This is a genomic window from Salmonella sp. NW177 (assembly GCF_051811585.1).
Lineage (GTDB): Bacteria > Pseudomonadota > Gammaproteobacteria > Enterobacterales > Enterobacteriaceae > Salmonella > Salmonella enterica.
The window spans coordinates 59,593-81,675 of the sequence record NZ_JAMMZV010000006.1 but is presented as its reverse complement, the minus strand read 5'-3'; the positions used below and the strand labels follow the sequence as shown (position 1 = coordinate 81,675).

Annotated in this window: 19 protein-coding genes; 11 read left to right on the top strand and 8 right to left on the bottom strand. The window is 52.6% G+C overall.

Going from position 1 to position 22,083, the window contains the following annotated elements; all coding sequences use genetic code 11:
• The first annotated feature begins 12 nt into the window (after positions 1 to 12).
• Entirely contained in the window at positions 13 to 933 is a 921-nt protein-coding gene (gene ldtB / locus NA986_RS17040) for a L,D-transpeptidase (RefSeq protein WP_001056404.1), read from the top strand.
• 43 nt (positions 934 to 976) lie between these two features.
• Here the strand turns inward: ldtB and NA986_RS17035 are convergent, their stop codons facing one another.
• Both NA986_RS17035 and mntR read right to left on the bottom strand, forming a co-directional pair.
• A complete protein-coding gene (locus tag NA986_RS17035; RefSeq protein ID WP_020898580.1) occupies positions 977 to 2,089 on the bottom strand; it encodes an anion transporter in 1,113 nt (370 codons plus the stop codon).
• Positions 2,086 to 2,559 carry a manganese-binding transcriptional regulator MntR gene (gene mntR, locus NA986_RS17030; RefSeq protein ID WP_000533542.1) on the bottom strand — a complete coding sequence of 158 codons (474 nt, stop codon included), beginning with the start codon at positions 2,557 to 2,559 and terminating at the stop codon, positions 2,086 to 2,088. The genes NA986_RS17035 and mntR overlap by 4 nt, the downstream gene beginning before the upstream one ends.
• A 185-nt stretch (positions 2,560 to 2,744) precedes the next feature.
• Between mntR and mntS the strand changes: the two genes are divergently transcribed.
• Together mntS and NA986_RS17020 are read left to right on the top strand one after the other, a co-directional pair.
• Complete coding sequence (gene mntS / locus NA986_RS17025; protein WP_001001755.1) at positions 2,745 to 2,873, top strand: manganase accumulation protein MntS; 129 nt, start codon at positions 2,745 to 2,747, stop codon at positions 2,871 to 2,873.
• A 264-nt stretch (positions 2,874 to 3,137) separates the two neighbouring features.
• Entirely contained in the window at positions 3,138 to 4,718 is a 1,581-nt protein-coding gene (locus NA986_RS17020; RefSeq protein WP_001089327.1) for a phosphoethanolamine transferase, read from the top strand.
• A 62-nt stretch (positions 4,719 to 4,780) separates the two neighbouring features.
• Here NA986_RS17020 and ompX read toward each other — a convergent pair whose 3' ends face one another.
• On the bottom strand, positions 4,781 to 5,296 hold the full coding sequence (gene ompX / locus NA986_RS17015) for an outer membrane protein OmpX (protein WP_000716763.1): 516 nt from the start codon (positions 5,294 to 5,296) through the stop codon (positions 4,781 to 4,783).
• A 353-nt stretch (positions 5,297 to 5,649) separates the two neighbouring features.
• On the opposite strand from ompX, the gene rhtA reads away from it, so the two are divergent.
• From rhtA to ybiO, 6 genes are all read left to right on the top strand, one after another.
• Positions 5,650 to 6,537 carry a threonine/homoserine exporter RhtA gene (gene rhtA / locus NA986_RS17010; protein ID WP_001119554.1) on the top strand — a complete coding sequence of 296 codons (888 nt, stop codon included), beginning with the start codon at positions 5,650 to 5,652 and terminating at the stop codon, positions 6,535 to 6,537.
• Between the two features lie 302 nt (positions 6,538 to 6,839).
• Positions 6,840 to 7,343, top strand: a complete 504-nt coding sequence (dps, locus tag NA986_RS17005) for a DNA starvation/stationary phase protection protein Dps (RefSeq protein ID WP_000100805.1) — start codon at positions 6,840 to 6,842, stop codon at positions 7,341 to 7,343.
• A gap of 476 nt (positions 7,344 to 7,819) precedes the next feature.
• Positions 7,820 to 8,566, top strand: coding sequence for a glutamine ABC transporter substrate-binding protein GlnH (gene glnH, locus NA986_RS17000; protein ID WP_000838671.1), 747 nt, complete (start codon positions 7,820 to 7,822; stop codon positions 8,564 to 8,566).
• 145 nt (positions 8,567 to 8,711) lie between these two features.
• Positions 8,712 to 9,371 carry a glutamine ABC transporter permease GlnP gene (gene glnP, locus NA986_RS16995; RefSeq protein ID WP_001159076.1) on the top strand — a complete coding sequence of 220 codons (660 nt, stop codon included), beginning with the start codon at positions 8,712 to 8,714 and terminating at the stop codon, positions 9,369 to 9,371.
• Positions 9,368 to 10,090, top strand: coding sequence for a glutamine ABC transporter ATP-binding protein GlnQ (gene glnQ / locus NA986_RS16990; protein WP_000569093.1), 723 nt, complete (start codon positions 9,368 to 9,370; stop codon positions 10,088 to 10,090). The genes glnP and glnQ overlap by 4 nt, the downstream gene beginning before the upstream one ends.
• A gap of 118 nt (positions 10,091 to 10,208) precedes the next feature.
• Entirely contained in the window at positions 10,209 to 12,431 is a 2,223-nt protein-coding gene (ybiO, locus tag NA986_RS16985) for a mechanosensitive channel protein (RefSeq protein ID WP_020898579.1), read from the top strand.
• Here ybiO and rlmF read toward each other — a convergent pair.
• Positions 12,428 to 13,354, bottom strand: coding sequence for a 23S rRNA (adenine(1618)-N(6))-methyltransferase RlmF (rlmF, locus tag NA986_RS16980; protein WP_001275962.1), 927 nt, complete (start codon positions 13,352 to 13,354; stop codon positions 12,428 to 12,430). The two genes, ybiO and rlmF, sit on opposite strands and share 4 nt — an antisense overlap.
• A gap of 204 nt (positions 13,355 to 13,558) precedes the next feature.
• Here rlmF and NA986_RS16975 point away from each other — a divergent pair, with 204 nt between their 5' ends.
• Together NA986_RS16975 and ybiJ are read left to right on the top strand one after the other, a co-directional pair.
• Positions 13,559 to 13,825, top strand: coding sequence for a DksA/TraR family C4-type zinc finger protein (locus NA986_RS16975; RefSeq protein WP_000146332.1), 267 nt, complete (start codon positions 13,559 to 13,561; stop codon positions 13,823 to 13,825).
• Positions 13,826 to 14,109: 284 nt separating this feature from the next.
• Entirely contained in the window at positions 14,110 to 14,370 is a 261-nt protein-coding gene (gene ybiJ, locus NA986_RS16970; RefSeq protein WP_023216252.1) for a DUF1471 family protein YbiJ, read from the top strand.
• 155 nt (positions 14,371 to 14,525) lie between these two features.
• Here ybiJ and ybiB read toward each other — a convergent pair whose 3' ends face one another.
• From ybiB to adhE, 4 genes are all read right to left on the bottom strand, one after another.
• Positions 14,526 to 15,500 carry a DNA-binding protein YbiB gene (gene ybiB, locus NA986_RS16965; protein ID WP_070793876.1) on the bottom strand — a complete coding sequence of 325 codons (975 nt, stop codon included), beginning with the start codon at positions 15,498 to 15,500 and terminating at the stop codon, positions 14,526 to 14,528.
• Positions 15,501 to 15,529: 29 nt separating this feature from the next.
• A complete protein-coding gene (gene dinG / locus NA986_RS16960) occupies positions 15,530 to 17,674 on the bottom strand; it encodes an ATP-dependent DNA helicase DinG (RefSeq protein ID WP_001218630.1) in 2,145 nt (714 codons plus the stop codon).
• Between the two features lie 207 nt (positions 17,675 to 17,881).
• The gene (gene rhlE / locus NA986_RS16955; RefSeq protein ID WP_020898577.1) at positions 17,882 to 19,240 is read right to left on the bottom strand and encodes an ATP-dependent RNA helicase RhlE; all 1,359 of its coding nucleotides are present in this window, start codon (positions 19,238 to 19,240) and stop codon (positions 17,882 to 17,884) included.
• Positions 19,241 to 19,421: 181 nt separating this feature from the next.
• Positions 19,422 to 22,034: a bifunctional acetaldehyde-CoA/alcohol dehydrogenase gene (gene adhE, locus NA986_RS16950; RefSeq protein WP_094445023.1), complete on the bottom strand. Its 2,613-nt coding sequence runs from the start codon at positions 22,032 to 22,034 to the stop codon at positions 19,422 to 19,424.
• Positions 22,035 to 22,083: the final 49 nt, after the last annotated feature.

Below are 22,083 nucleotides of genomic sequence, written 5' to 3'. Positions count from 1 at the left end.
ATCTCGCATAACATGAATATGAAATTAACAACGCTTTTCGCGGCGGCTTTCGCTGTAGTTGGTTTTTGTAAAACAGCCTCAGCAGTCACTTACCCGCTGCCTACCGATGGTAGCCGTTTAATTGGGCAAAATCAGGTCATCACCGTTCCGGAGGGCAATACCCAGCCGCTGGAGTATTTTGCCGCGGAGTATCAGATGGGGCTCTCCAACATGCTGGAAGCCAACCCGGGCGTGGATACCTTCCTGCCGAAGGGCGGTACCGTGCTGAATATTCCGCAGCAGCTGATCCTGCCGGATACCGTACACGAAGGCATTATCATCAATAGCGCGGAAATGCGCCTCTATTACTACCCGAAAGGCACAAACACCGTTATCGTCCTGCCGATTGGGATCGGTCAGTTAGGTAAAGACACGCCTATCAACTGGACGACCAAAGTTGAACGTAAAAAAGCCGGTCCGACCTGGACGCCTACGGCAAAAATGCACGCTGAATATCGCGCCGCCGGCGAGCCGTTGCCTGCGGTCGTACCTGCGGGCCCGGATAACCCGATGGGCCTGTACGCGCTGTACATTGGTCGCCTGTATGCTATTCACGGCACCAACGCCAACTTCGGCATCGGGCTTCGCGTGAGCCACGGCTGCGTACGTCTGCGCAACGACGATATCAAATTCCTGTTTGAAAATGTGCCGGTCGGTACCCGCGTGCAGTTTATCGATGAACCGGTAAAAGCCACCACCGAGCCGGACGGTAGCCGTTACATTGAGGTGCATAACCCGCTGTCAACGACGGAAGCGCAGTTTGAAGGTAAGGAAGCGGTGCCGATCACGCTTAATAAGAGTATCCTGGCCGTCACCAACGAGCCTGACGTTGATCAGACCGTCGTACAACAGGCGGTTCAGGATCGTTCCGGGATGCCGGTTCGTCTGAACTGACAGACTCTGCCTGCGAAGCCCGATAGACACTATCGGGCTTCTCTTACAGCATCAGTTGCAATAATCCATATCCCACCAGCGCCGCCCATGCCAGCATCGGCAGCGAATAGAAATGAAATCGCCACCAGATTCGGCGATCGTTCGCCATCCGTAAAGCAATAAGATTTGCCAGCGACCCCGGCAGCAGACCAAACCCGCCGATATTCACCGCCCACGCCAGCAGCGTCGAGGCCGGTACATAGTTCAGCAGGAGAATGGTACTGGGCACATTACTGATAACCTGCGACAGGCCGATAGCGGTTAGCCAAAGTCCCAGGTGAGACAGTGCGCCAACCTGGTTGAAAACGCCCTGCAACGCCGGCAATTGCGTTAGCAGATGGACATCAATAAACATCGCCATAAATACCAGCAGCAGCGTCCAGTCCACGCTGACTATCACCCTGCGCGCCAGCACAATAAACCCAGCCGCCACCAACACCAGTCCCCATAACTCTTGCCTGAGCTCCAGCGCGGTAAGAAAAACGACATATAATGCCAGGCAACTCCACACCAGACGGGGCTGCCACTGCGGCGAACGCGTACCGGTATGATACTGTAACGCCCTACCCGGAAAACAAAACCAGCACAGGAGCAGTAACGTCAGCATCATCATGACGGCAAGCGGCGCCATTTGCCCGCTAAATTCAGCAAAGGTTAAGCCGGAGCGTCCCCACAACAGAATATTTTGCGGATTACCGACAGGCGTCAGCAGCGAACCGGCGTTAACCGCCAACGCTTCAAAAATAATCAATCGGTTGACCGGAATCGCGCACAGTTTTTTTAATGTTATCGTCAGCGGCACAACGATAAACAGCGCGACATCGTTTGTCAGAAAGGTCGACAGCGCCGCCGCAGCCAGCACCAGGAACATCGCCAGTTGCCGCTCGGTATGAAATCGGCGCGTCATCTTGCGTCCCAGCACATCAAAATAGCCGCTCAGCTCAACGCCTTTAGTGAGCAACATTAACCCACTGAGGGTAATAATGGTGTGCCAGTCAATCGCGCCAGGCCAGGCGCGGGGCGCAAAAGGAACAAACAGGCTTAGCGCCATCCCCACAATGATCAACAACTGAAAAAAACGGTCACGCCGCAGCGCCCGTAAAAAGGCCAGACTCATTCTGCAGATGTTCCATGCTGTTGCGTGAAGGCCAAAAAGGCATCCAATGTCTCCTGGCTGACATGGTGTTCCATCCCTTCCGCATCACGACGCGCGATCTCCGGACTTACGCCTAATACCAGTAAAAAATTTTCGACAATTTGGTGCCGCTCGCGGCTTTCCTGCGCCAGCTTCTCCCCTTCCGGCGTCAGAAAAACGCCGCGCCAGGGGATCATTTGAATAAATCCTAACGATGCCAGGCGCTTAAGCATTTTGGCCACAGTCGGCTGGGAGACGCCGAGCCGCGCCGCCATATCCACCTGACGCGCTTCCCCTACCTCAATAATTAAATCGGAAATCAGCTCAACGTAATCGTCTATCAACTCACGGCGATGCGCCTCTCTGACCTGACGAAATCCTTCAACGTGTTCTTCTACGTTCACCAATTGCGTCACTTTTTTTGTTGTTGGCGTACCTGCGCGACGACCCATTTTGCTTCCTCGTTTCTGTGACGCGTTAACGCGTCAGCTGACAGAGCGCTCATTGTAAACCAGAGTTGTCCGGGCACAAAAAATTAACGTTTTAGCAATAGCTATAAAACATAGCCTGTGCTATATCTGTATGTAATGCAGACATCCCTCACGGATCGATGGGATAGAAACATCAGGAGGTTTATATGAACGAATTTAAGAGGTGTATACGCGTGTTCAGTCACTCTCCCTTTAAAGTCCGGTTAATGCTGCTCTCTATGTTGTGCGATATGATCAACGGCAAACCGGAACAGGATAACCCTTCCACGAAATAAGGCGGCGGTGCGGTACGCCGCTTTATTTTGCATCCTCAACGGAAATGGCGCCCATTTCCCCTGTTTTTTTGTGGTTTTGCTATTCTCTTCGCAAAACATTTTCTTTCCGGCGGTTGACCTTCTTACCCGCACGCTCTATCTTCTGGCAGCCCTGAATATTTTGCGACTCGCCGTTGCGAACCCAATACCTTTTTTACGCATAATCAGGCAGGTAATGACCCTTCGCGCCAGGGTTAGCACATGGCGTTTTTGCAATAGTGGCATATGAATTCAACCCTTATCGATTCACTTCTCGCCCGTCGTCGGGCTGTAAGCCCGTGGGCGGGCCTCTACTTTTTACAGTCGCTGCTGATTAACCTCGCGCTCGGCTACCCCTTTAGCCTGCTTTATACCGCGGCGTTTACCTGCCTGTTGCTGCTGCTCTGGCGCTACCTGCCCCGCGGACAAAAAGCGCTGCTCGGCATCTGTTCGCTGGTAGCCGCTTGCTATTTTCCCTTTGGACAGGCTTACGGCGCGCCGAACTTTAATACGCTGCTGGCGCTGCACTCCACCAATATGGAAGAGTCGAGCGAAATCCTGACCATCTTCCCGTGGTATAGCTACCTGACCGGACTTTTTATTTTTGCGCTGGGTATTATTGCGCTTCGTCGCCGAAAAGAAGAGGTCAGGCCGCGCTGGAATAGCCTCGACAGCCTGTGCCTGCTGATTAGCGTCGCGGCATTTTTCGTCGCGCCGGTACAAAATCTGGCGTGGGGCGGCGTTTTTAAGGTTATTGATACCGGCTATCCGGTTTTTCGCTTCGCTAAAGACGTTATCGTCAATAACAACGAAGTCATTGAAGAGCAGCACCGTATGGCGCAGCTATCCGGCATAAAAGATAGCTGGACGGTTACTGCGGTGAAACCCAGATATCACATCTATGTCGTGGTGATTGGTGAAAGCGCGCGACGGGATGCCATGGGCGCTTTCGGCGGCCACTGGGATAATACCCCCTTCGCCAGCCATGTGAATGGCGACTTCTTTATGGATTACATCGCCGCCAGCGGCTCAACGCAAAAATCGCTTGGTTTAACGCTCAATCGCGTGGTGGATAACAAACCGCAGTATCAGGATAACTTCGTCACGCTGGCTAACCGCGCCGGTTTTCAGACATGGTGGTTTTCCAATCAGGGGCAAATCGGCGAATACGACACGGCCATCGCCAGTATCGCCAAACGCGCCGATGAAGCGCATTTCCTGAAAAACGGCGATTTTGAAGCGGATAAAAATACTCGCGACGACGCGCTGTTAACCATGACGGCGCAGGTATTGGCGACAGAACGCACGCAACCGCAGTTGATTGTGTTGCATTTAATGGGATCGCATCCCCAGGCCTGCGACCGCACTCAGGGAAAATACGCGACGTTTGTCCAGTCGAAAGAGACGTCTTGTTATTTATACACCATGACGCAAACCGACGATTTGCTCCGTCAGCTCTATACTCAGCTTCGTCATAGCGGCGACAGTTTTTCGCTCGTCTATTTCTCCGATCACGGGCTGGCGTTTAAAGAGCGCGGCAAAGCGGTACAGTACCTGGCGCATGACGACAAATTCCAGCAAAACTTCCAGGTGCCGTTTATGGTGCTATCCAGCGACAGTAAAGCGCATCGGATCATTAAAGCTCGCCGTTCTGCGAACGATTTCCTGAGTTTTTTCTCGCAATGGACAGGAATTAGCGCTAAAGAGATCAAAAATCGCTATCGATTTATTTCCGAGCAGAAAGCCGGGCCCGTTTATATCACCAATTTCAAATTACAAAAAGTGGACTATAACCATCTGGGCAGCGATATTTTTTCACTAAAATAATGCACGTTTCAGGCAAAAAAAATCCGCCCCGAAAGGCGGATTTTTCATTTTCACCGACGTGATTAGAAGCGGTAACCCACGCCAGCAATCCAGGTGCCAACGTCAACGCTACGAATACGGCTCTGCTCGTAAGAGAAGTCCAGAGCAACATTTTCCATCGGGTTGAATTGCAGACCAGCGCCATAGGAGAAGCCATAATCGCTGGTGTCATGTTTGTAGGTTGGGTAATCGGTCGTCTGGAATTTACCGTAACCCACACCGACTACACCGTAGATGCTCGCCCAATCGTTCAGACGGTAAGCCGGGCCGGCAGTGATGCCGTAGTACTGACCTTTGTTGTAATCGCCCGCACCGTTAGTACGATCTTTTTCGGTGTAGGTGAAGGAACCGATTACGCCCAGCGGGTTGTCGTCCTGCTCATAACGATACTTCAGGTTAAAACCGCTCATTTTATTCGCTACGCCCTGCGCGTCGCTCTGAGCGTAACCACCGGTAACGGTAGAAGTAGCAGCTACTGCAGTACCTGCGGAAAAAGCCAGAACAGCGGCCAGTGCTGAAAGACATGCAATTTTTTTCATAACCACCTCAAATGTGCTTCAAGTAAGTCCTAAGTTTTAAATATATCAAAAATTAATGGGAAACTCTTTGCGATTCACGGTGTCTAAGGGCGCCTTTCATGTAACAGAACGTTTCCATATCGCGCTATCTTATTCAATTAACATCACTTTTCCGGCTGATTGCACCAATAATGCGCGTGCGGCGCGATACATTCATCCAGATTATTCCTAAACTAACAGTCTATTTATCCATCAATTTAAGTTCATTTTATGGAATCCTGGAAATTTTTTTTCAACGAATCCTCAACCGCCGCGGGGAATTTCCATTACACTGCCACCTTTACTCGTACTGACATTTTTTGACAGGAGAAAGGATGCCGGGGTCAACACGTAAACTACCAGTCTGGTTGCCCATTTTGGTTTTGCTCATTGCCATGTCCTCTATTCAGAGTGGCGCTTCACTGGCGAAATCGTTATTTCCTCTTGTCGGCGCGCCGGGCGTAACGGCGCTTCGTCTGGCGTTGGGAACGCTTATCCTTATCGCCTTTTTCAAACCCTGGCGTTTGCGTTTTGCCAAAGAGCAGCGGCTGCCTTTACTGTTTTATGGTCTGTCGCTGGGCGGGATGAACTATCTATTCTATCTGTCGATTCAGACGGTGCCGTTGGGTATTGCGGTCGCGCTGGAATTTACCGGTCCTCTGGCGGTCGCGCTGTTTTCATCCCGGCGGCCGGTAGATTTTATTTGGGTCGTACTGGCTGTGCTTGGGCTCTGGTTCCTGCTGCCATTAGGGCAAGATATGTCTCACGTCGATCTTACCGGGGCCGCGTTAGCGCTCGGCGCTGGCGCCTGTTGGGCTGTCTATATTCTTACCGGCCAGCGAGCAGGCGCGGAACATGGTCCGGCCACGGTGGCGGTAGGCTCGCTGATTGCCGCCATCATTTTCGTGCCGATTGGCGCAGTTCAGGCTGGCGACGCGCTATGGCACTGGTCGATTCTTCCCTTAGGGTTAGCGGTCGCTGTGCTTTCTACGGCGCTGCCTTATTCACTGGAAATGATTGCACTGACGCGCCTGCCAACCCGCACCTTCGGTACGCTGATGAGCATGGAACCCGCGCTGGCCGCCGTTTCCGGGATGATTTTTCTGGGCGAAACGCTTACGGGCATACAAATCCTGGCCCTGTGCGCCATCATTGCCGCCTCAATGGGTTCTACCCTAACGATTCGACGCGAACCGCAAATTAAACAAGTTGACGTAAAATAGTTTCTTATTCTGCATGATGTGCATAATCATGCAGAATATCACCTCTTTATTCACCTTTTATTATTGCGCTATTACTTCGTCATTTTTTGTCATATTTTTTCTCATTTTTTACATTAAAATGAGAATTATTACCCACCAAACAGCAAACCCATCTAACCCATTGATTTTTAATCATAATAAATATTAAATCTTGTCTGTACTATTAAAGTGATAGGTAAATTCAAAAAAGCAAAGTTAAAAACCGGTGCTATACTTATTTTCGTTAATTACCTGGGACACAAACATCAAGAGGATATGAGATTATGAGTACCGCTAAACTGGTAAAAACAAAAGCGTCTAATCTGCTTTATACCCGTAACGATGTATCAGAGAGCGATAAAAAAGCGACGGTTGAGTTGCTTAATCGTCAGGTGATCCAGTTCATTGACCTGTCGCTGATCACGAAACAGGCCCACTGGAACATGCGCGGTGCTAACTTTATTGCCGTTCATGAGATGCTGGATGGCTTCCGTACCGCACTGACCGATCATCTGGATACTATGGCCGAGCGCGCCGTACAGCTTGGCGGTGTGGCGTTAGGCACCACGCAAGTTATCAACAGCAAAACTCCACTGAAAAGCTATCCGCTCGATATCCATAACGTGCAGGATCACTTAAAAGAACTGGCCGATCGCTACGCTGTTGTCGCTAATGATGTTCGCAAAGCTATCGGTGAAGCCAAAGATGAAGACACTGCCGATATCTTTACCGCCGCATCACGCGACCTCGATAAATTCCTGTGGTTTATCGAATCCAACATCGAATAAATCTATCTCTACCCTGAATACTTCGAGTTGCAGGAGGGTACAAACGCAGCGAATCCGCAGAAGCCTGACTTCCGTCGGTAACTGAAGCGAACGCACCTGCAACTTGATGTACACAGGTATATAAGTCATCCCTATACCCCTGCCTGGCACAGGGGTTTTGCACTTAAATAGTGCACACGTCTTGTACTCCCCTCCGATAAAAGTGAATTATTTGTAATAATTACATCACACAATCGTTAATTAAAGATTGTTTTAACAACAATTTTTACGCTAAATAGACCCTGTATCTCTACGTTGTTATTCATGCACTAAATCAGTGCCCCAAAACGGTGCGGCATACTGGTTTTGCCCGACTTATTGTGCACAGGAATGATTGACGCTTCTGTTAAAACAATGAGTTACATAATTGGCATGATTTTTTCATTACGCTACATGTTCTCGCAGGGGATCGCCCCGTGGATAGAAAAGGAAATGCTATGAAGTCTCTATTAAAAGTTTCACTGGCTGCACTTACCCTGGCTTTTGCGGTGTCTTCGCACGCTGCGGATAAGAAACTCGTGGTGGCAACCGATACGGCGTTCGTTCCGTTTGAATTTAAACAGGGCGACAAATACGTCGGTTTTGATGTTGATCTGTGGGACGCTATCGCGAAAGAACTGAAGCTGGACTACACCCTGAAACCGATGGATTTCAGCGGCATTATTCCGGCATTACAAACCAAAAATATCGATCTGGCGCTGGCGGGTATTACGATTACGGACGAGCGTAAAAAAGCGATCGACTTTTCCGATGGCTATTACAAAAGCGGTCTGCTCGTGATGGTGAAAGCCAACAATAACGATATTAAAAGCGTTAAAGACCTCGATGGCAAAGTCGTTGCCGTGAAGAGCGGAACCGGGTCGGTGGATTACGCGAAAGCGAACATCAAAACTAAAGACCTGCGTCAGTTCCCGAACATTGATAACGCGTACATGGAATTAGGCACCAACCGCGCAGACGCTGTTCTGCACGATACGCCGAACATCCTGTACTTTATCAAAACCGCAGGCAACGGCCAGTTCAAGGCGGTAGGCGAATCGCTGGAAGCACAGCAATACGGAGTTGCCTTCCCGAAAGGCAGCGATGAACTGCGCGAGAAAGTCAACGGCGCGCTGAAAACGCTGCGTGAGAATGGCACCTATAACGAAATCTACAAAAAATGGTTCGGTACAGAACCTAAATAAAACAACCTGATGTTGGCTTGTGGCCCGGTAGTGAGGACGCTCACCGGGCCTACAGCTCTTTTCCGTGACGGATAAGACACTTTCACGCCATTTCCGCGCCGGATAGAGCATTTGACTATTTACACCACGGTAACAGGAACGACATATGCAGTTTGACTGGAGCGCCATCTGGCCCGCCATTCCGCTTTTGCTTGAGGGCGCTAAAATGACCCTGTGGATCTCGGTCCTCGGTCTGGCTGGCGGCCTGGTTATTGGACTGGCGGCAGGTTTTGCCCGTACGTTTGGCGGCTGGTTCGCCAACCACATCGCCCTGGTTTTCATTGAAATTATTCGCGGCACGCCCATCGTTGTCCAGGTCATGTTTATCTACTTTGCCCTGCCGATGGCATTTAATGATTTGCGTATTGATCCGTTCAGCGCAGCGGTCGTGACAATTATGATTAACTCCGGCGCTTATATCGCGGAAATTACTCGTGGCGCAGTACTATCCATTCACAAAGGTTTTCGCGAAGCGGGTCTGGCGCTGGGCCTTTCTCGCCGGGAAACCATCCGCCATGTTATTTTACCGCTTGCTCTGCGCCGTATGCTGCCGCCGCTGGGCAACCAGTGGATCATTAGCATCAAAGACACCTCGTTGTTTATTGTTATCGGCGTAGCCGAGCTGACCCGTCAGGGCCAGGAAATTATTGCCGGTAACTTTCGCGCCCTGGAAATCTGGAGCGCCGTGGCCGTCTTCTATTTGATCATTACGCTGGTACTGAGCTTTATTTTGCGTCGTCTTGAAAGAAGGATGAAAATCCTGTGATTGAATTTAAAAACGTCTCCAAGCACTTTGGCCCCACCCAGGTGCTACATAACATTGATTTAAACATCCGTCAGGGCGAAGTGGTTGTGATTATCGGCCCTTCCGGTTCGGGTAAATCCACGTTATTACGCTGTATCAATAAACTGGAAGAGATCACCTCCGGCGATCTGATTGTCGATGGTCTGAAAGTTAACGATCCTAAAGTAGACGAACGGCTGATTCGCCAGGAAGCCGGCATGGTGTTTCAACAGTTTTATCTGTTCCCGCATCTGACCGCGCTCGAAAACGTGATGTTCGGTCCTCTGCGCGTGCGCGGCGTAAAGAAAGAAGAAGCGGAAAAACAGGCGAAAGCTCTGTTAGCGAAAGTTGGACTGGCGGAACGGGCGCACCACTACCCCTCCGAGCTTTCCGGTGGTCAACAACAGCGCGTCGCCATTGCCCGAGCGCTGGCCGTGAAGCCGAAAATGATGCTCTTTGACGAGCCAACCTCCGCTCTGGACCCTGAACTGCGCCATGAAGTGCTGAAAGTCATGCAGGATCTGGCGGAAGAAGGCATGACCATGGTCATTGTCACTCACGAAATCGGCTTTGCCGAAAAAGTCGCCTCACGGCTGATTTTTATCGATAAAGGCCGTATTGCCGAAGATGGCAGTCCGCAGGCGTTGATCGAAAACCCGCCAAGCCCACGTTTACAGGAATTTTTACAGCACGTCTCCTGAGATATCGCCCTTCCTGCCCTGCGGCAGGAAGGGCATCATGGAATAGTCCCATTTCATTTTCCCTCCCCTGCGCCATCTATACTTAGTGTTTTGCGTCTCTTTTCTCACTGGAGGAGTCATGCGGTGGACCCTGTTCATCCTTTTTTGTCTACTGGGCGCGCCTGCCCATGCGGTCGTCATACCCGGCGTGACCACGGGGACATCAACCAGCCAGCAAGCAGCGCCAGAGCCCAGTCCTGAACAAAAAAAAGCGGCCTATGCGGCCCTGGCTGACGTACTGGAGAACGAGGCTTCACGTAACGAATTGATAGCGCAACTCCGCGAAGCCTCAACCACGCCGCCGACCGAGCCGGCGCCAGCGCTTGCGCCGCCTGCGGCCAAAGATGAGAAAACGGTACTGGAGAACGTCACCACCGTTACCCGTCAGTACGGCGATGCTTTCGCTACCCGTTTCGCCCAGCTTTATCGCAACATCACCGATGCGCCGCACAAGCCGTTTAACTCGCAAACCTTCACCAACGCGTTAACCCACTTTTTATTTCTGGCCGTCGCGGTATTTGGTTTTTATAGCGTGATACGGCTTTGCGCCCTGCCGTTATATCGAAAAATGGGCCTGTGGGCGCGCAAGAAAAACCGTGAACGCAGCAACTGGTTACAGCTCCCGGCGATGATCGTCGGCGCGTTTATTATCGACCTGCTGCTACTGGCGCTCACCTTATTTATCGGTCAGATGCTCAGTGATAATTTCCATGCGGGAAGTCGAACTATCGCTTTTCAGCAAAGCCTGTTCCTGAATGCCTTCGCGCTGATAGAGTTCTTTAAAGCGATTCTGCGGCTTATTTTTTGCCCTAATGTACCGGAATTACGCCCATTCGCGATTCAGGATGCGACAGCGCGTTACTGGAATCGCCGTATGAGTTCCCTTAGCAGTTTGATTGGCTACGGGCTGATTGTTGCCGTTCCGATTATTTCCAACCAGGTGAATGTTCAGGTTGGCGCGATGGCGAATGTGGCGATCATGCTCTGCATCACCATCTGGGCGCTGTACCTGATCTTTAAAAACAAAGCGGAGATTACGCAACATTTATTAAGTCTGGCGGAACGATCATTAGCCTTTTTTAGCCTGTTTATCCGCGCCTTTGCGCTGGTGTGGCACTGGCTGGCCAGCGCCTACTTTATCGTGCTGTTTTTCTTCTCGTTATTCGACCCAGGCAATAGTCTGAAGTTTATGATGGGCGCGACCGTGCGCAGTCTGGCGATTATTGGCATCGCGGCGTTTATCTCCGGTATGTTTACCCGCTGGATAGCGAAAACCATCACCCTGTCGCCCCATACGCAGCGCAACTACCCGGAATTACAAAAGCGGCTTAACGGCTGGCTCTCCTCAGCGCTAAAAGTCGCACGCTTTTTGACCGTCTGCGTCGCCGTTATGCTGTTGCTCAACGCCTGGGGATTATTCGATTTCTGGCACTGGCTACATTATGGCGCGGGGGAAAAGATGGTCGATATCCTCATCCGTATCGCGTTAATCTTATTCTTCTCCGCCGTGGGATGGACGATTCTCGCCAGTCTGATTGAGAATCGCCTGGCCTCCGATATTCATGGCCGCCCGCTACCCAGCGCCCGCACGCGCACGCTGCTGACGCTGTTCCGCAATGCGCTGGCAGTGATTATCAGTACCATAACCATCATGATCGTGTTATCGGAAATCGGCGTCAATATCGCGCCATTGCTGGCTGGCGCGGGGGCGTTAGGTCTGGCTATCTCTTTCGGTTCGCAAACCCTGGTGAAAGATATTATTACCGGCGTCTTTATTCAGTTTGAAAACGGGATGAATACCGGCGACTTAGTCACCATAGGCCCGCTGACGGGGACGGTCGAAAGAATGTCGATTCGTTCCGTCGGCGTGCGGCAGGATACCGGGGCATACCATATTATCCCGTGGTCCTCGATCACCACTTTCGCCAACTTTGTGCGCGGTATCGGCTCTGTTGTCGCCAACTATGACGTGGATCGCCATGAGGATGCGGATAAAGCGAATCAGGCGCTGAAAGACGCGGTAACGGCGCTGATGGAGACGGAGGATATTCGCGGGCTGATTATCGGCGAACCCACGTTCGCCGGTATTGTCGGTTTAACGAACACGGCGTTTACTTTACGCGTGTCGTTCACCACGCTACCGCTCAAGCAGTGGACGGTGCGTTTTGCCCTTGATAGCCAGGTGAAAAAGCATTTTGATCTGGCCAATGTGCGCGCGCCGGTGCAAACGTATCAGGTTCTACCCGCCCCCGCCGGCGGCCCGTCGCCTGATTCACTGCCGCCGCGCGAACCGACGATTTAGCGTTTACGGGTGATAAAACGGCGACGCTGGTCGTCATCCATAAAGGTCCAGGCAATAAAGCGGCTTTGCTTTTGCCCCTGGGCCATCTCTTTTTTCACCACTTTCACCGCGCCAGCCTCCGTCAATGCCCGGTAAAGCGGCGGTAAATTCTCGCCGCGCGACACCAACGTCGTAAACCACAACACCTGACGGCGGAAGGATTGGCTTTCAGCAATCATTTTTTTAATAAAGGCGACTTCGCCGCCTTCACACCATAGCTCCTGCTGTTGACCGCCAAAGTTCAGCGCATCATCTTTATTCTGCCCCAAATTGCGGCGCTTACGCTCGCTGCCCGCGCGGGCTGCGGCGGCGGAGTCGTGAAAAGGCGGGTTACAAAGCGTTGCGTCATAAAATTCATTTTTATGAATAATACCGGTAAAAATGGCCGCCGGATCTTTTTGCCGACGCAGACGAATGGCGCGGCTTAACCCCGTATTAGCCTGAATGATAGCCTGCGCGCTGGACATCGCTGCGTCGCTGACTTCACTACCGGTAAATCGCCAGCCATATTCATGGACGCCGATAAGCGGATAAATACAATTGGCGCCCACGCCCACGTCCAGAATAGTTGCCTGCGCCGGAATACTCCCTGTCGTTTCGCCAAGCAGATCCGCCAGATGATGGATATAATCCGCACGACCAGGCACTGGCGGACATAAAAACCCTGGCGGAATGTCCCAGTGTGTAACGGCATAAAAATGCGCCAGCAACGCCTTATTGAGCGCTTTTACCGCTTGCGGATTAGCAAAATCAACGCTCTGTTCACCGGCGGGCGTGCGGATAAGAAAGGACGTCAATTCCGGCGTGGTCTGACACAGTGCGGCGAGATCATAACGGTGTTGATGGCGGTTGCGCGGGTGTAACCCCGGTTTCTGGGCGGACATGGCATTCTCCTTTTAGCAGCGGCGTAAGATACCCGTATAACGCCACGGGGTAAATATACCACCGCGAATTCCCTGCCTCGCTCGTTTGATCGGATATCTGAATAACATTGGCTCTGCTCATGGTCTGAAAAGATCGCGCGATGCGATTTTTTCGCCTGACGGCGCTACACTTAACCTCAGGTACCCTAAAATCAGGAGAGCGTGATGGCATCCGGCTGGGCAAATGACGACGCAGTGAATGAACAAATCAACAATACCATTGAAGATGCCGTTGCCCGCGCTCGCGGCGAACTTCCCCACGGCGAAAGTCGCGATGAATGCGAATCTTGCGGTGATCCTATCCCTGAAGCGCGGCGTAAAGCCGTACCGGGCGTTCGGTTATGCATATCCTGCCAACAGGAGAAAGATTTACATAACGCAACATTTTCAGGATATAATCGCAGAGGTTCAAAAGACAGCCAGTTACGCTGACTTTTCTTTACCGAAACCGCCAGTATCATCCATTCCTTTACGCTCATGCTTTTTAGCGTTCTGCGTCGCAGAATGTGCCGTTAACCTCGACTCTGTAAAGCCAGATGACAAGAACGGTAAATTCCACTGTTGAATTAATTAATAATCAATAGGTTATTTGTCATTCAAAAATTTTGAGCAAGGCCGTCAATTCTATTCGATTTTATCTTTCGCAAAAAACCGTGATACTCATCACATCGACGGAACATCGTCCCATAAACAGAATAACCTGCGAGAGATTAATCATGAAAACCATTAAATATGCTGTTGCAGCCATCGCGCTTTCCACCCTTTCTTTTGGCGCTTTTGCCGCAGAACCGGTTAGCGCGTCTCAGACGCAAGACCTGCATAAAATCGGCGTAGTGTCTGCCGATGGCGCCACCACGCTGGATGGCCTGGAAGCTAAACTGGCTGAAAAAGCCGCCGCTGCTGGCGCAAGCGCTTATAACATCACCTCCGCCGTGGGTAATGACAAAATGAGCGGCACTGCGGTGATTTATAAATAATTTACCTGCCCGCCAGATTTCAGGCTGTAACATCGCTGTTGTTTGAATTCTGACGGGTATTACCCTCGTCTGTTTGCCAACAGACCCACTGCTCCAACCCTCATTAACCCTGTTTGTTACCCTTATTTGCCCGTCCGTCACTGGACGGGCTTTTTTTATTCGCTAAAAGCCTGTTCGACTCGCGCAAGCCCGTCTTCTAACGTCGCTGCCTCTCCCGTCGCAACCAGACAACAGGCCATTTGCGTTTTTAATGATTGCGGCACCGGCTCGCGGCCGGCAAGGCAGCGCTCAATCCAGCGCGCGGTGATTTCAGGATCTTTAGTCGCAGGCAGTGAAAGCGGCTCGTCGTGCATATCGCTCTGACGCTCATGCAGTACCTGCACGCCACGGCTATCAATCAGGCTGATTTGCGGACAGCGTTGCGGGTTGGCATAGACTTCGCCTTCGGTACCATGCATTAACAAAGCCCGCCCGCCAATGCGGCTAAAAAAGGTCGCCACACGCGGGACATATTCAGGGTGAGAAACGCTTGATAAACGCAGCACGGCATCCTCAGCAAATGGCGTCGCCAGCTTGGCCAGTGAATGCGCGCTGTTGCGCACGCCCATCCGCCAGCGCATCGCCAGTTGTTTTTCCAGCGGCGGGCAGAGCGCGCTCACCGGGATAAACACCGGCTGATGCCCGTCCAGTTTGGCCTGCGCTTGTCCGCCGTGTAGGGTGGGCACAATCCCCATCAGCGCAAATATTGTTTCCGTCAGTACGCGGGTCGGATCTTCACTGACGCCGTGTACTACAACTGGAAAGCCCAATTTATGTAGCAGGATAGCCAGCAACGGCGTTAAATTCGCCTGTTTACGCGCGCCGTTATAGCTGGGAATAACGACCGGCAACGGCCTATCTGCGGGCGGTGTCAGTTTGATGGTATGATTCTGCATGGCTTCATAAAAGCCCAGCATTTCGGCTTCGCCTTCGCCTTTAATACGCAGCGCCATCAATATACTGCCCATTTCCAGGTCGGGGACGTCGCCATTCAGCATTCGGGTATACAAACCGCGCGCGGTATCCAGATCCAGATCGCGGGCGTGATTTTTACCTCGCCCGATCTCTTTGATGATCTTGCGATAATCCATTGAAAGCTCCTTGAAGTGTGCTCACAGCATTAACGCCGTCGGCGGCGTGCAGGTTTTGCTTTTGGTTTTACTATAACGTCTGGCACGGCAGGCTGCTCTATCGGAAAAACAGGTAAGGCATTCAGTAAACGCTGTCCGTAGTTTTTGGTCAACAAACGCTTATCATAAATGACCACTTCTCCCCGACAGGCGTGGCTACGGATCAATCGCCCTACCTGCTGAATTAAATTAAAAGACGCGCTTGGTAAACTTTGTACCTCAAACGGATAACGATTCAGACTTTTTAGCCATTCGCCTTCGGTGATCACGACCGGGCTGTCGATCGGCGGGAAGGCAATTTTATGGATATGGACCTGCGTCAGCAGCTCGCCTTTAAGATCCAGCCCTTCGGCAAAAGACTGAAGCCCAACCAGCACGCTGCGTTCGCCGCTCTCCACCCGTTTACGGTGCAGCTCCACCAGCCGGTAACGCGGCTGGTCGCCCTGGACCAGGAGGAGTAAGCGCACATCAGCGACATGCTCCAGAAAACGCTGCATCGCCCGCCCGCTGGCGAACAGTACCAGCATACCATGATGTTTTTTGCTCTCCAGTTGCTCACGAAAATAGGCCGCCATTTCGGCAATATGCTGCTCTTCGTTATCAATGGTGGGTTCGTAGCGCATTTGAGGAATCACCAGTTTCCCCTGTTCCACATGATTAAACGGCGAATCCAGCGCCACAAAGCGGTCGCCGGCTTTTTCTTTTAAGCCGCTCATTTCCTGCAGACGCGAAAAGCTATTGAGCGAGCGCAGTGTCGCCGAGGTGACAATAATGTGCGGTACGCTGCGCCATAACAATCTTTCCAGCTGATCGCTGACGCGGATACCGACACAATGGAACCAGACGTGGAGTTGCCCTTCGCGTATTTCACGCGTCGCCCATTTGGACACCGGCGCGCCTGAAGACTGCGCCATCGAAGCCAGCCGCCATAATTTACTTTGCGCCTCGAACATTCCCAGCGCCCGGTTCATCTGTAAAATCACCCGATGCAAACGCACAATATCGTGCGACCCGGTTTTTTCGCTGAGATCGTTGAGAAAGGATTCCGCCAGCCCACGCAACGTCTCGGTCAGCTTCGCCAGTCGCTGGCAGATTTCCATGACCTCATCAGGCAACTCGCCCATTGCAAAACGGTGCTCCGCCTCCTGCGCTGCGGGCATATACAGATTAAGAATGGCATTGAGCGAGGCGATCAGTTCGTACACCTCCTCGCAATGGGCGTTAAGTCGCTCAGGATTCGCTAACGGCGGCGTGGTCTTAGGGCGAAATTGCTCCATGCAGGTCGCCACCAGTTTGCTGAACAGGTCCAGTTGCAAGCGATACCAGGAGGCGGTAATTTCCGCGCTCATCTCCAGCGCATCGCGAGCGACATCGGGCAGATGATGACCTTCATCCAGTACCAACAGCAGATGCTTTGGTTCCGGCAGTACGGCTTCACTTTCCATCGCCGCCATTACCAGCGCGTGATTCGCCACCACGACTTCCGCTTCCTGTATTTCACGTCGGGCGACAAAGAATGGACATTCGCGGTAATAGTGACAGTTGCGGTTCAGACAACTGGCTTTATCGGTACTTAATCGCCGCCACAGATCGTCGTCAATAGCAATGTCGGTATGATCCCGCAGACCATCCCATTTGTAACCGTCAAGATCCCCTTTCAGCCTGGCGCAGCGCTTTTGCTCTTCCTGATTGTTAGGCGTCAGTTCGTCATCAAGAAAGGCGAGCAGATCCTGCTGCGTAGGCTCGCTACTGGCGAGCGCCGCCAGATTTCGCGGACACACGTAACGCCCGCGGCCAAAGGCGGCGGTAAAGCGCAGATCGGGGATGATTTTTCGTAGCAGCGGCAAATCTTTGCTAAAGATCTGATCCTGTAACGCCACGTTAGCGGTACTGACCACCAGTGTTTTTTGCTCTTCCCGGGCAATGGCGATACCGGGAATAAGATAGGAGAGGGTTTTCCCGACGCCGGTCGGCGCTTCAATAGCCAGATGTCTCCCTTCTTCCCCGGCCAGCGTTCTGGCGACGTCAGCAATCATCTGCCGCTGCGGCGCACGGGGAATAAAGTCGGGGATCTGGTCCTGAAGCGCCTTATACCAGGCGGCGATTTGCGCTTTCAGCGCAGCGGTCAATGCCATGAGAAAACCTGAAGTACTGTATAAACAGCCACTATTGTGGCACATTTCAGGGGCGGGAAGTACCTTTTTTGCCGGTTCTGGAAGGCGGCTCGCAACGCGATGTGTATTTTGCCGGATGACGGTGCAAGCACCTTATCCGGCCTACGTATTTGCATAGTCCGTAGGCCCGGTAAGCGTCGCGCTACCGGGCATGTTGCCGGATAAAATTTACTGGGCAGGCGTGATTCTGCGCGGGCGACGCGGCGGACGTGCTTTGTCGCCCGCGGGTTTCCCCTCGCCTGTGCGCGGTTTTGGTTTCGCCTTCGCTGCCCCACTATCCTGACGTCGCGGCTGCTGACTGCGCCCCGCTCCCCCCTGATTTTGTCCGCGTCCACGACCGCCGCCGCGCTGCTGACGGCCATTCTGAATCGGCTCCGCTTTAATCGACGGGTCCGGCTCATAGCCCGGCGTCGTAATGCGTGGGATCTCTTTTTTCAGCAATTTTTCGATATCACGCAACAGTTTATGCTCGTCAACACAGACCAGCGACAGCGCCTCGCCAGTTGCCGCCGCGCGACCGGTACGGCCAATACGGTGTACATAATCTTCCGGCACGTTCGGCAGTTCATAGTTGACCACGTGCGGCAGTTCTTCAATATCCAGACCACGCGCCGCAATATCCGTCGCCACCAGCACGCGAATATCGCCGGATTTAAAATCGGCCAGCGCGCGGGTACGTGCGCCCTGCGATTTATTACCGTGGATCGCCGCGCTGCGAATACCGTCTTTATTAAGCTGTTCCGCCAGATGGTTCGCGCCATGCTTGGTGCGGGTGAAGACCAACACCTGCTGCCAGTTGCCCTGGCCAATCATTTGTGACAGCAGTTCGCGCTTACGTTTTTTATCGACAAAGTGCACGTGCTGCGTCACCTGCTCTGAGGCCGTGTTGCGGCGCGCCACTTCGATTTCCAGCGGATTGCGCAACAGCTTTTCGGCGAGCGCTTTGATGTCGTCGGAGAACGTGGCGGAGAACAGCAGATTCTGACGCTTCGCCGGCAGTTTCGCCAGCACGCGACGAATGTCGTGAATGAAGCCCATATCCAGCATACGGTCGGCTTCATCCAGTACCAGAATCTCAATCTGATCCAGCTTCACGGCATTTTGATGTTCCAGGTCGAGCAGACGTCCCGGCGTCGCCACCAGCACATCCACGCCGCCGCGCAGTTTCATCATCTGCGGATTGATGCTTACGCCGCCAAATACCACCAGCGAGCGAATATTGAGATATTTACTGTAATCTCTGACGTTTTCGCCAATTTGCGCCGCCAGCTCGCGGGTTGGCGTGAGGATCAACGCACGCACCGGGCGACGACCTTTAGCGTGCGGCTGATGGGTAATCAGATGCTGCAACAATGGCAGGGTAAAACCCGCCGTTTTACCGGTTCCAGTCTGGGCGCTGGCCATCAGATCGCGGCCTTCCAGCACGGCGGGAATCGCCTGTTGCTGAATAGGGGTAGGTTCACGGTAACCCTGCTCGGCAATAGCGCGCAGGATATCAGGGTTTAATCCCAGGGAATCAAAAGACATAACTACTCCGGACCGCCCCGACCGTTGCCGGTGTAGTTTTCAGGGAGATGCTCAAATTTGGAATGACAAAAACCACAATGTCATGAAGGGGCGGAGTGTAGCAGTTTTTGTGATGCGGCGCATAAATTATCCTTACGGTGAGCCGCGGGGAAAATGACGCCCCGCGACGGAGATCCATGCGTTATTGTTCAGCAAACGCCTCGCCGTAGAAACTTGCCAGCAGCAGTTGGCGCAGTTCCGATACCAGCGGATAACGCGGGTTAGCGCCGGTGCACTGGTCATCGAAGGCATCTTCAGACAGTTTGTCAACGTGTGCCAGGAAGTCAGCTTCCTGCACGCCTGCTTCACGGATAGACTTAGGAATGCCCAGCTCAGCTTTAATGCTTTCCAGCCATGCCAGCAGTTTTTCAATCTTAGCGGCGGTACGGTCGCCCGGCGCGCTCAGGCCCAGGTGGTCAGCAATTTCAGCGTAACGACGGCGTGCCTGCGGACGATCGTACTGGCTGAAAGCGGTCTGCTTGGTCGGGTTGTCATTCGCGTTATAGCGGATAACGTTACAAATCAGCAGGGCGTTCGCCAGACCGTGCGGAATGTGGAACTGAGAGCCCAGTTTGTGCGCCATGGAGTGACATACACCGAGGAAGGCGTTGGCAAACGCGATACCGGCGATAGTCGCTGCACTGTGAACACGTTCACGCGAAACCGGATTTTTAGACCCTTCGTGGTAAGACGCCGGCAGGTTTTCTTTCAGCAGTTTCAGGGCCTGCAGAGCCTGACCGTCAGAGAACTCAGAAGCCAGTACGGAAACATAAGCTTCCAGAGCGTGAGTTACCGCATCCAGACCACCGAACGCACACAGGGACTTCGGCATATCCATCACCAGGTTGGCGTCGACAATCGCCATATCCGGGGTCAGGGCATAGTCAGCCAGCGGATATTTCTGACCGGTTGCATCGTCGGTCACAACCGCAAACGGTGTGACTTCAGAACCGGTACCGGAAGTGGTGGTGACGGCGATCATTTTCGCTTTCACGCCCATTTTCGGGAACTTGTAGATACGTTTACGGATGTCCATAAAGCGCAGCGCCAGTTCTTCGAAGTGAGTTTCCGGATGTTCGTACATGACCCACATGATTTTCGCGGCGTCCATCGGGGAACCGCCGCCCAGCGCGATGATCACGTCCGGTTTGAAGGAGTTAGCCAGCTCAGCGCCTTTGCGAACAACGGAAAGCGTCGGGTCGGCTTCAACTTCGAAGAAGACTTCGGTTTCAACGCCAGCCGCTTTCAGCACAGAGGTGATCTGGTCTGCATAGCCGTTGTTGAACAGGAAGCGGTCAGTCACGATGAGCGCACGTTTGTGGCCATCAGTAATCACTTCATCCAGCGCGATGGGCAGAGAGCCACGGCGGAAGTAGATAGATTTCGGAAGTTTGTGCCACAACATGTTTTCAGCTCGCTTAGCAACGGTTTTCTTGTTGATCAGGTGTTTCGGACCAACGTTTTCAGAGATGGAGTTACCACCCCAGGAACCACAACCCAACGTCAGGGAAGGTGCGAGTTTGAAGTTGTACAGGTCGCCGATACCACCCTGAGAGGCCGGGGTGTTGATCAGGATACGCGCGGTTTTCATCATCTGACCGAAGTAAGCAACGCGTTCTGGCTGGTTATCCTGGTCAGTGTACAGGCAGGAGGTGTGACCGATACCGCCCATAGCGACCAGTTGCTCCGCTTTATCTACCGCATCGGCAAAATCTTTTGCTCGGTACATGGCGAGCGTCGGAGAGAGTTTTTCGTGAGCGAAAGGCTCAGAGACGTCCGTTGCACTCACCTCCCCTATCAGAACCTTGCTGTTTTCAGGCACAAAAATGCCGGCAATCTCTGCGATTGTAGCCGCTGACTGGCCGACAATTGCCACGTTCAGCGCCCCATTTTTGAGCAATACTCCGCCTACAGCTTTCCTCTCTTTTTTATTCAGAATCACCGCGCCGCATTTCGCAAAACGCTCGCGAACGGCATCATAGACGGAGTCAACAACGACAACAGACTGTTCAGAAGCACAGATTACGCCGTTATCGAAGGTTTTCGACATCAGGATTGACGCCACAGCGCGTTTAATGTCAGCAGTTTCATCAATCACTACCGGAGTGTTACCTGCGCCTACGCCGATAGCCGGTTTGCCGGAGCTGTATGCTGCTTTAACCATGCCTGGACCACCCGTCGCAAGGATCAGGTTAATATCCGGGTGGTGCATCAGCGCGTTAGACAGTTCTACGGAAGGTTGATCGATCCAGCCAATCAGATCTTTCGGCGCGCCGGCAGCGATAGCCGCTTGCAGAACGATATCTGCCGCTTTGTTGGTTGCCTCTTTAGCGCGCGGATGCGGAGAAAAGATGATGGCGTTACGCGTTTTCAGGCTAATTAGCGACTTGAAAATCGCGGTAGAGGTCGGGTTGGTTGTCGGAACGATGCCGCAAATAATACCGACAGGTTCAGCAATCGTAATGGTCCCGAAAGTGTCGTCTTCTGACAGCACGCCGCAGGTCTTTTCATCTTTATAGGCGTTATAGATATATTCGGAAGCGAAGTGGTTTTTAATCACTTTGTCTTCCACGATGCCCATACCAGACTCGGCGACCGCCATTTTGGCCAGCGGAATGCGGGCATCAGCGGCGGCCAGAGCGGCGGCGCGGAAGATTTTGTCTACCTGTTGTTGCGTGAAACTCGCGTACTGACGCTGGGCTTTTTTGACGCGCGCAACCAGCGCGTTTAATTCTTCAATGGAATTAATCGACATGGAAACCTCGAACGGAAACAGAGAAGCGCCGCCGCAGAACGCGGCGGCG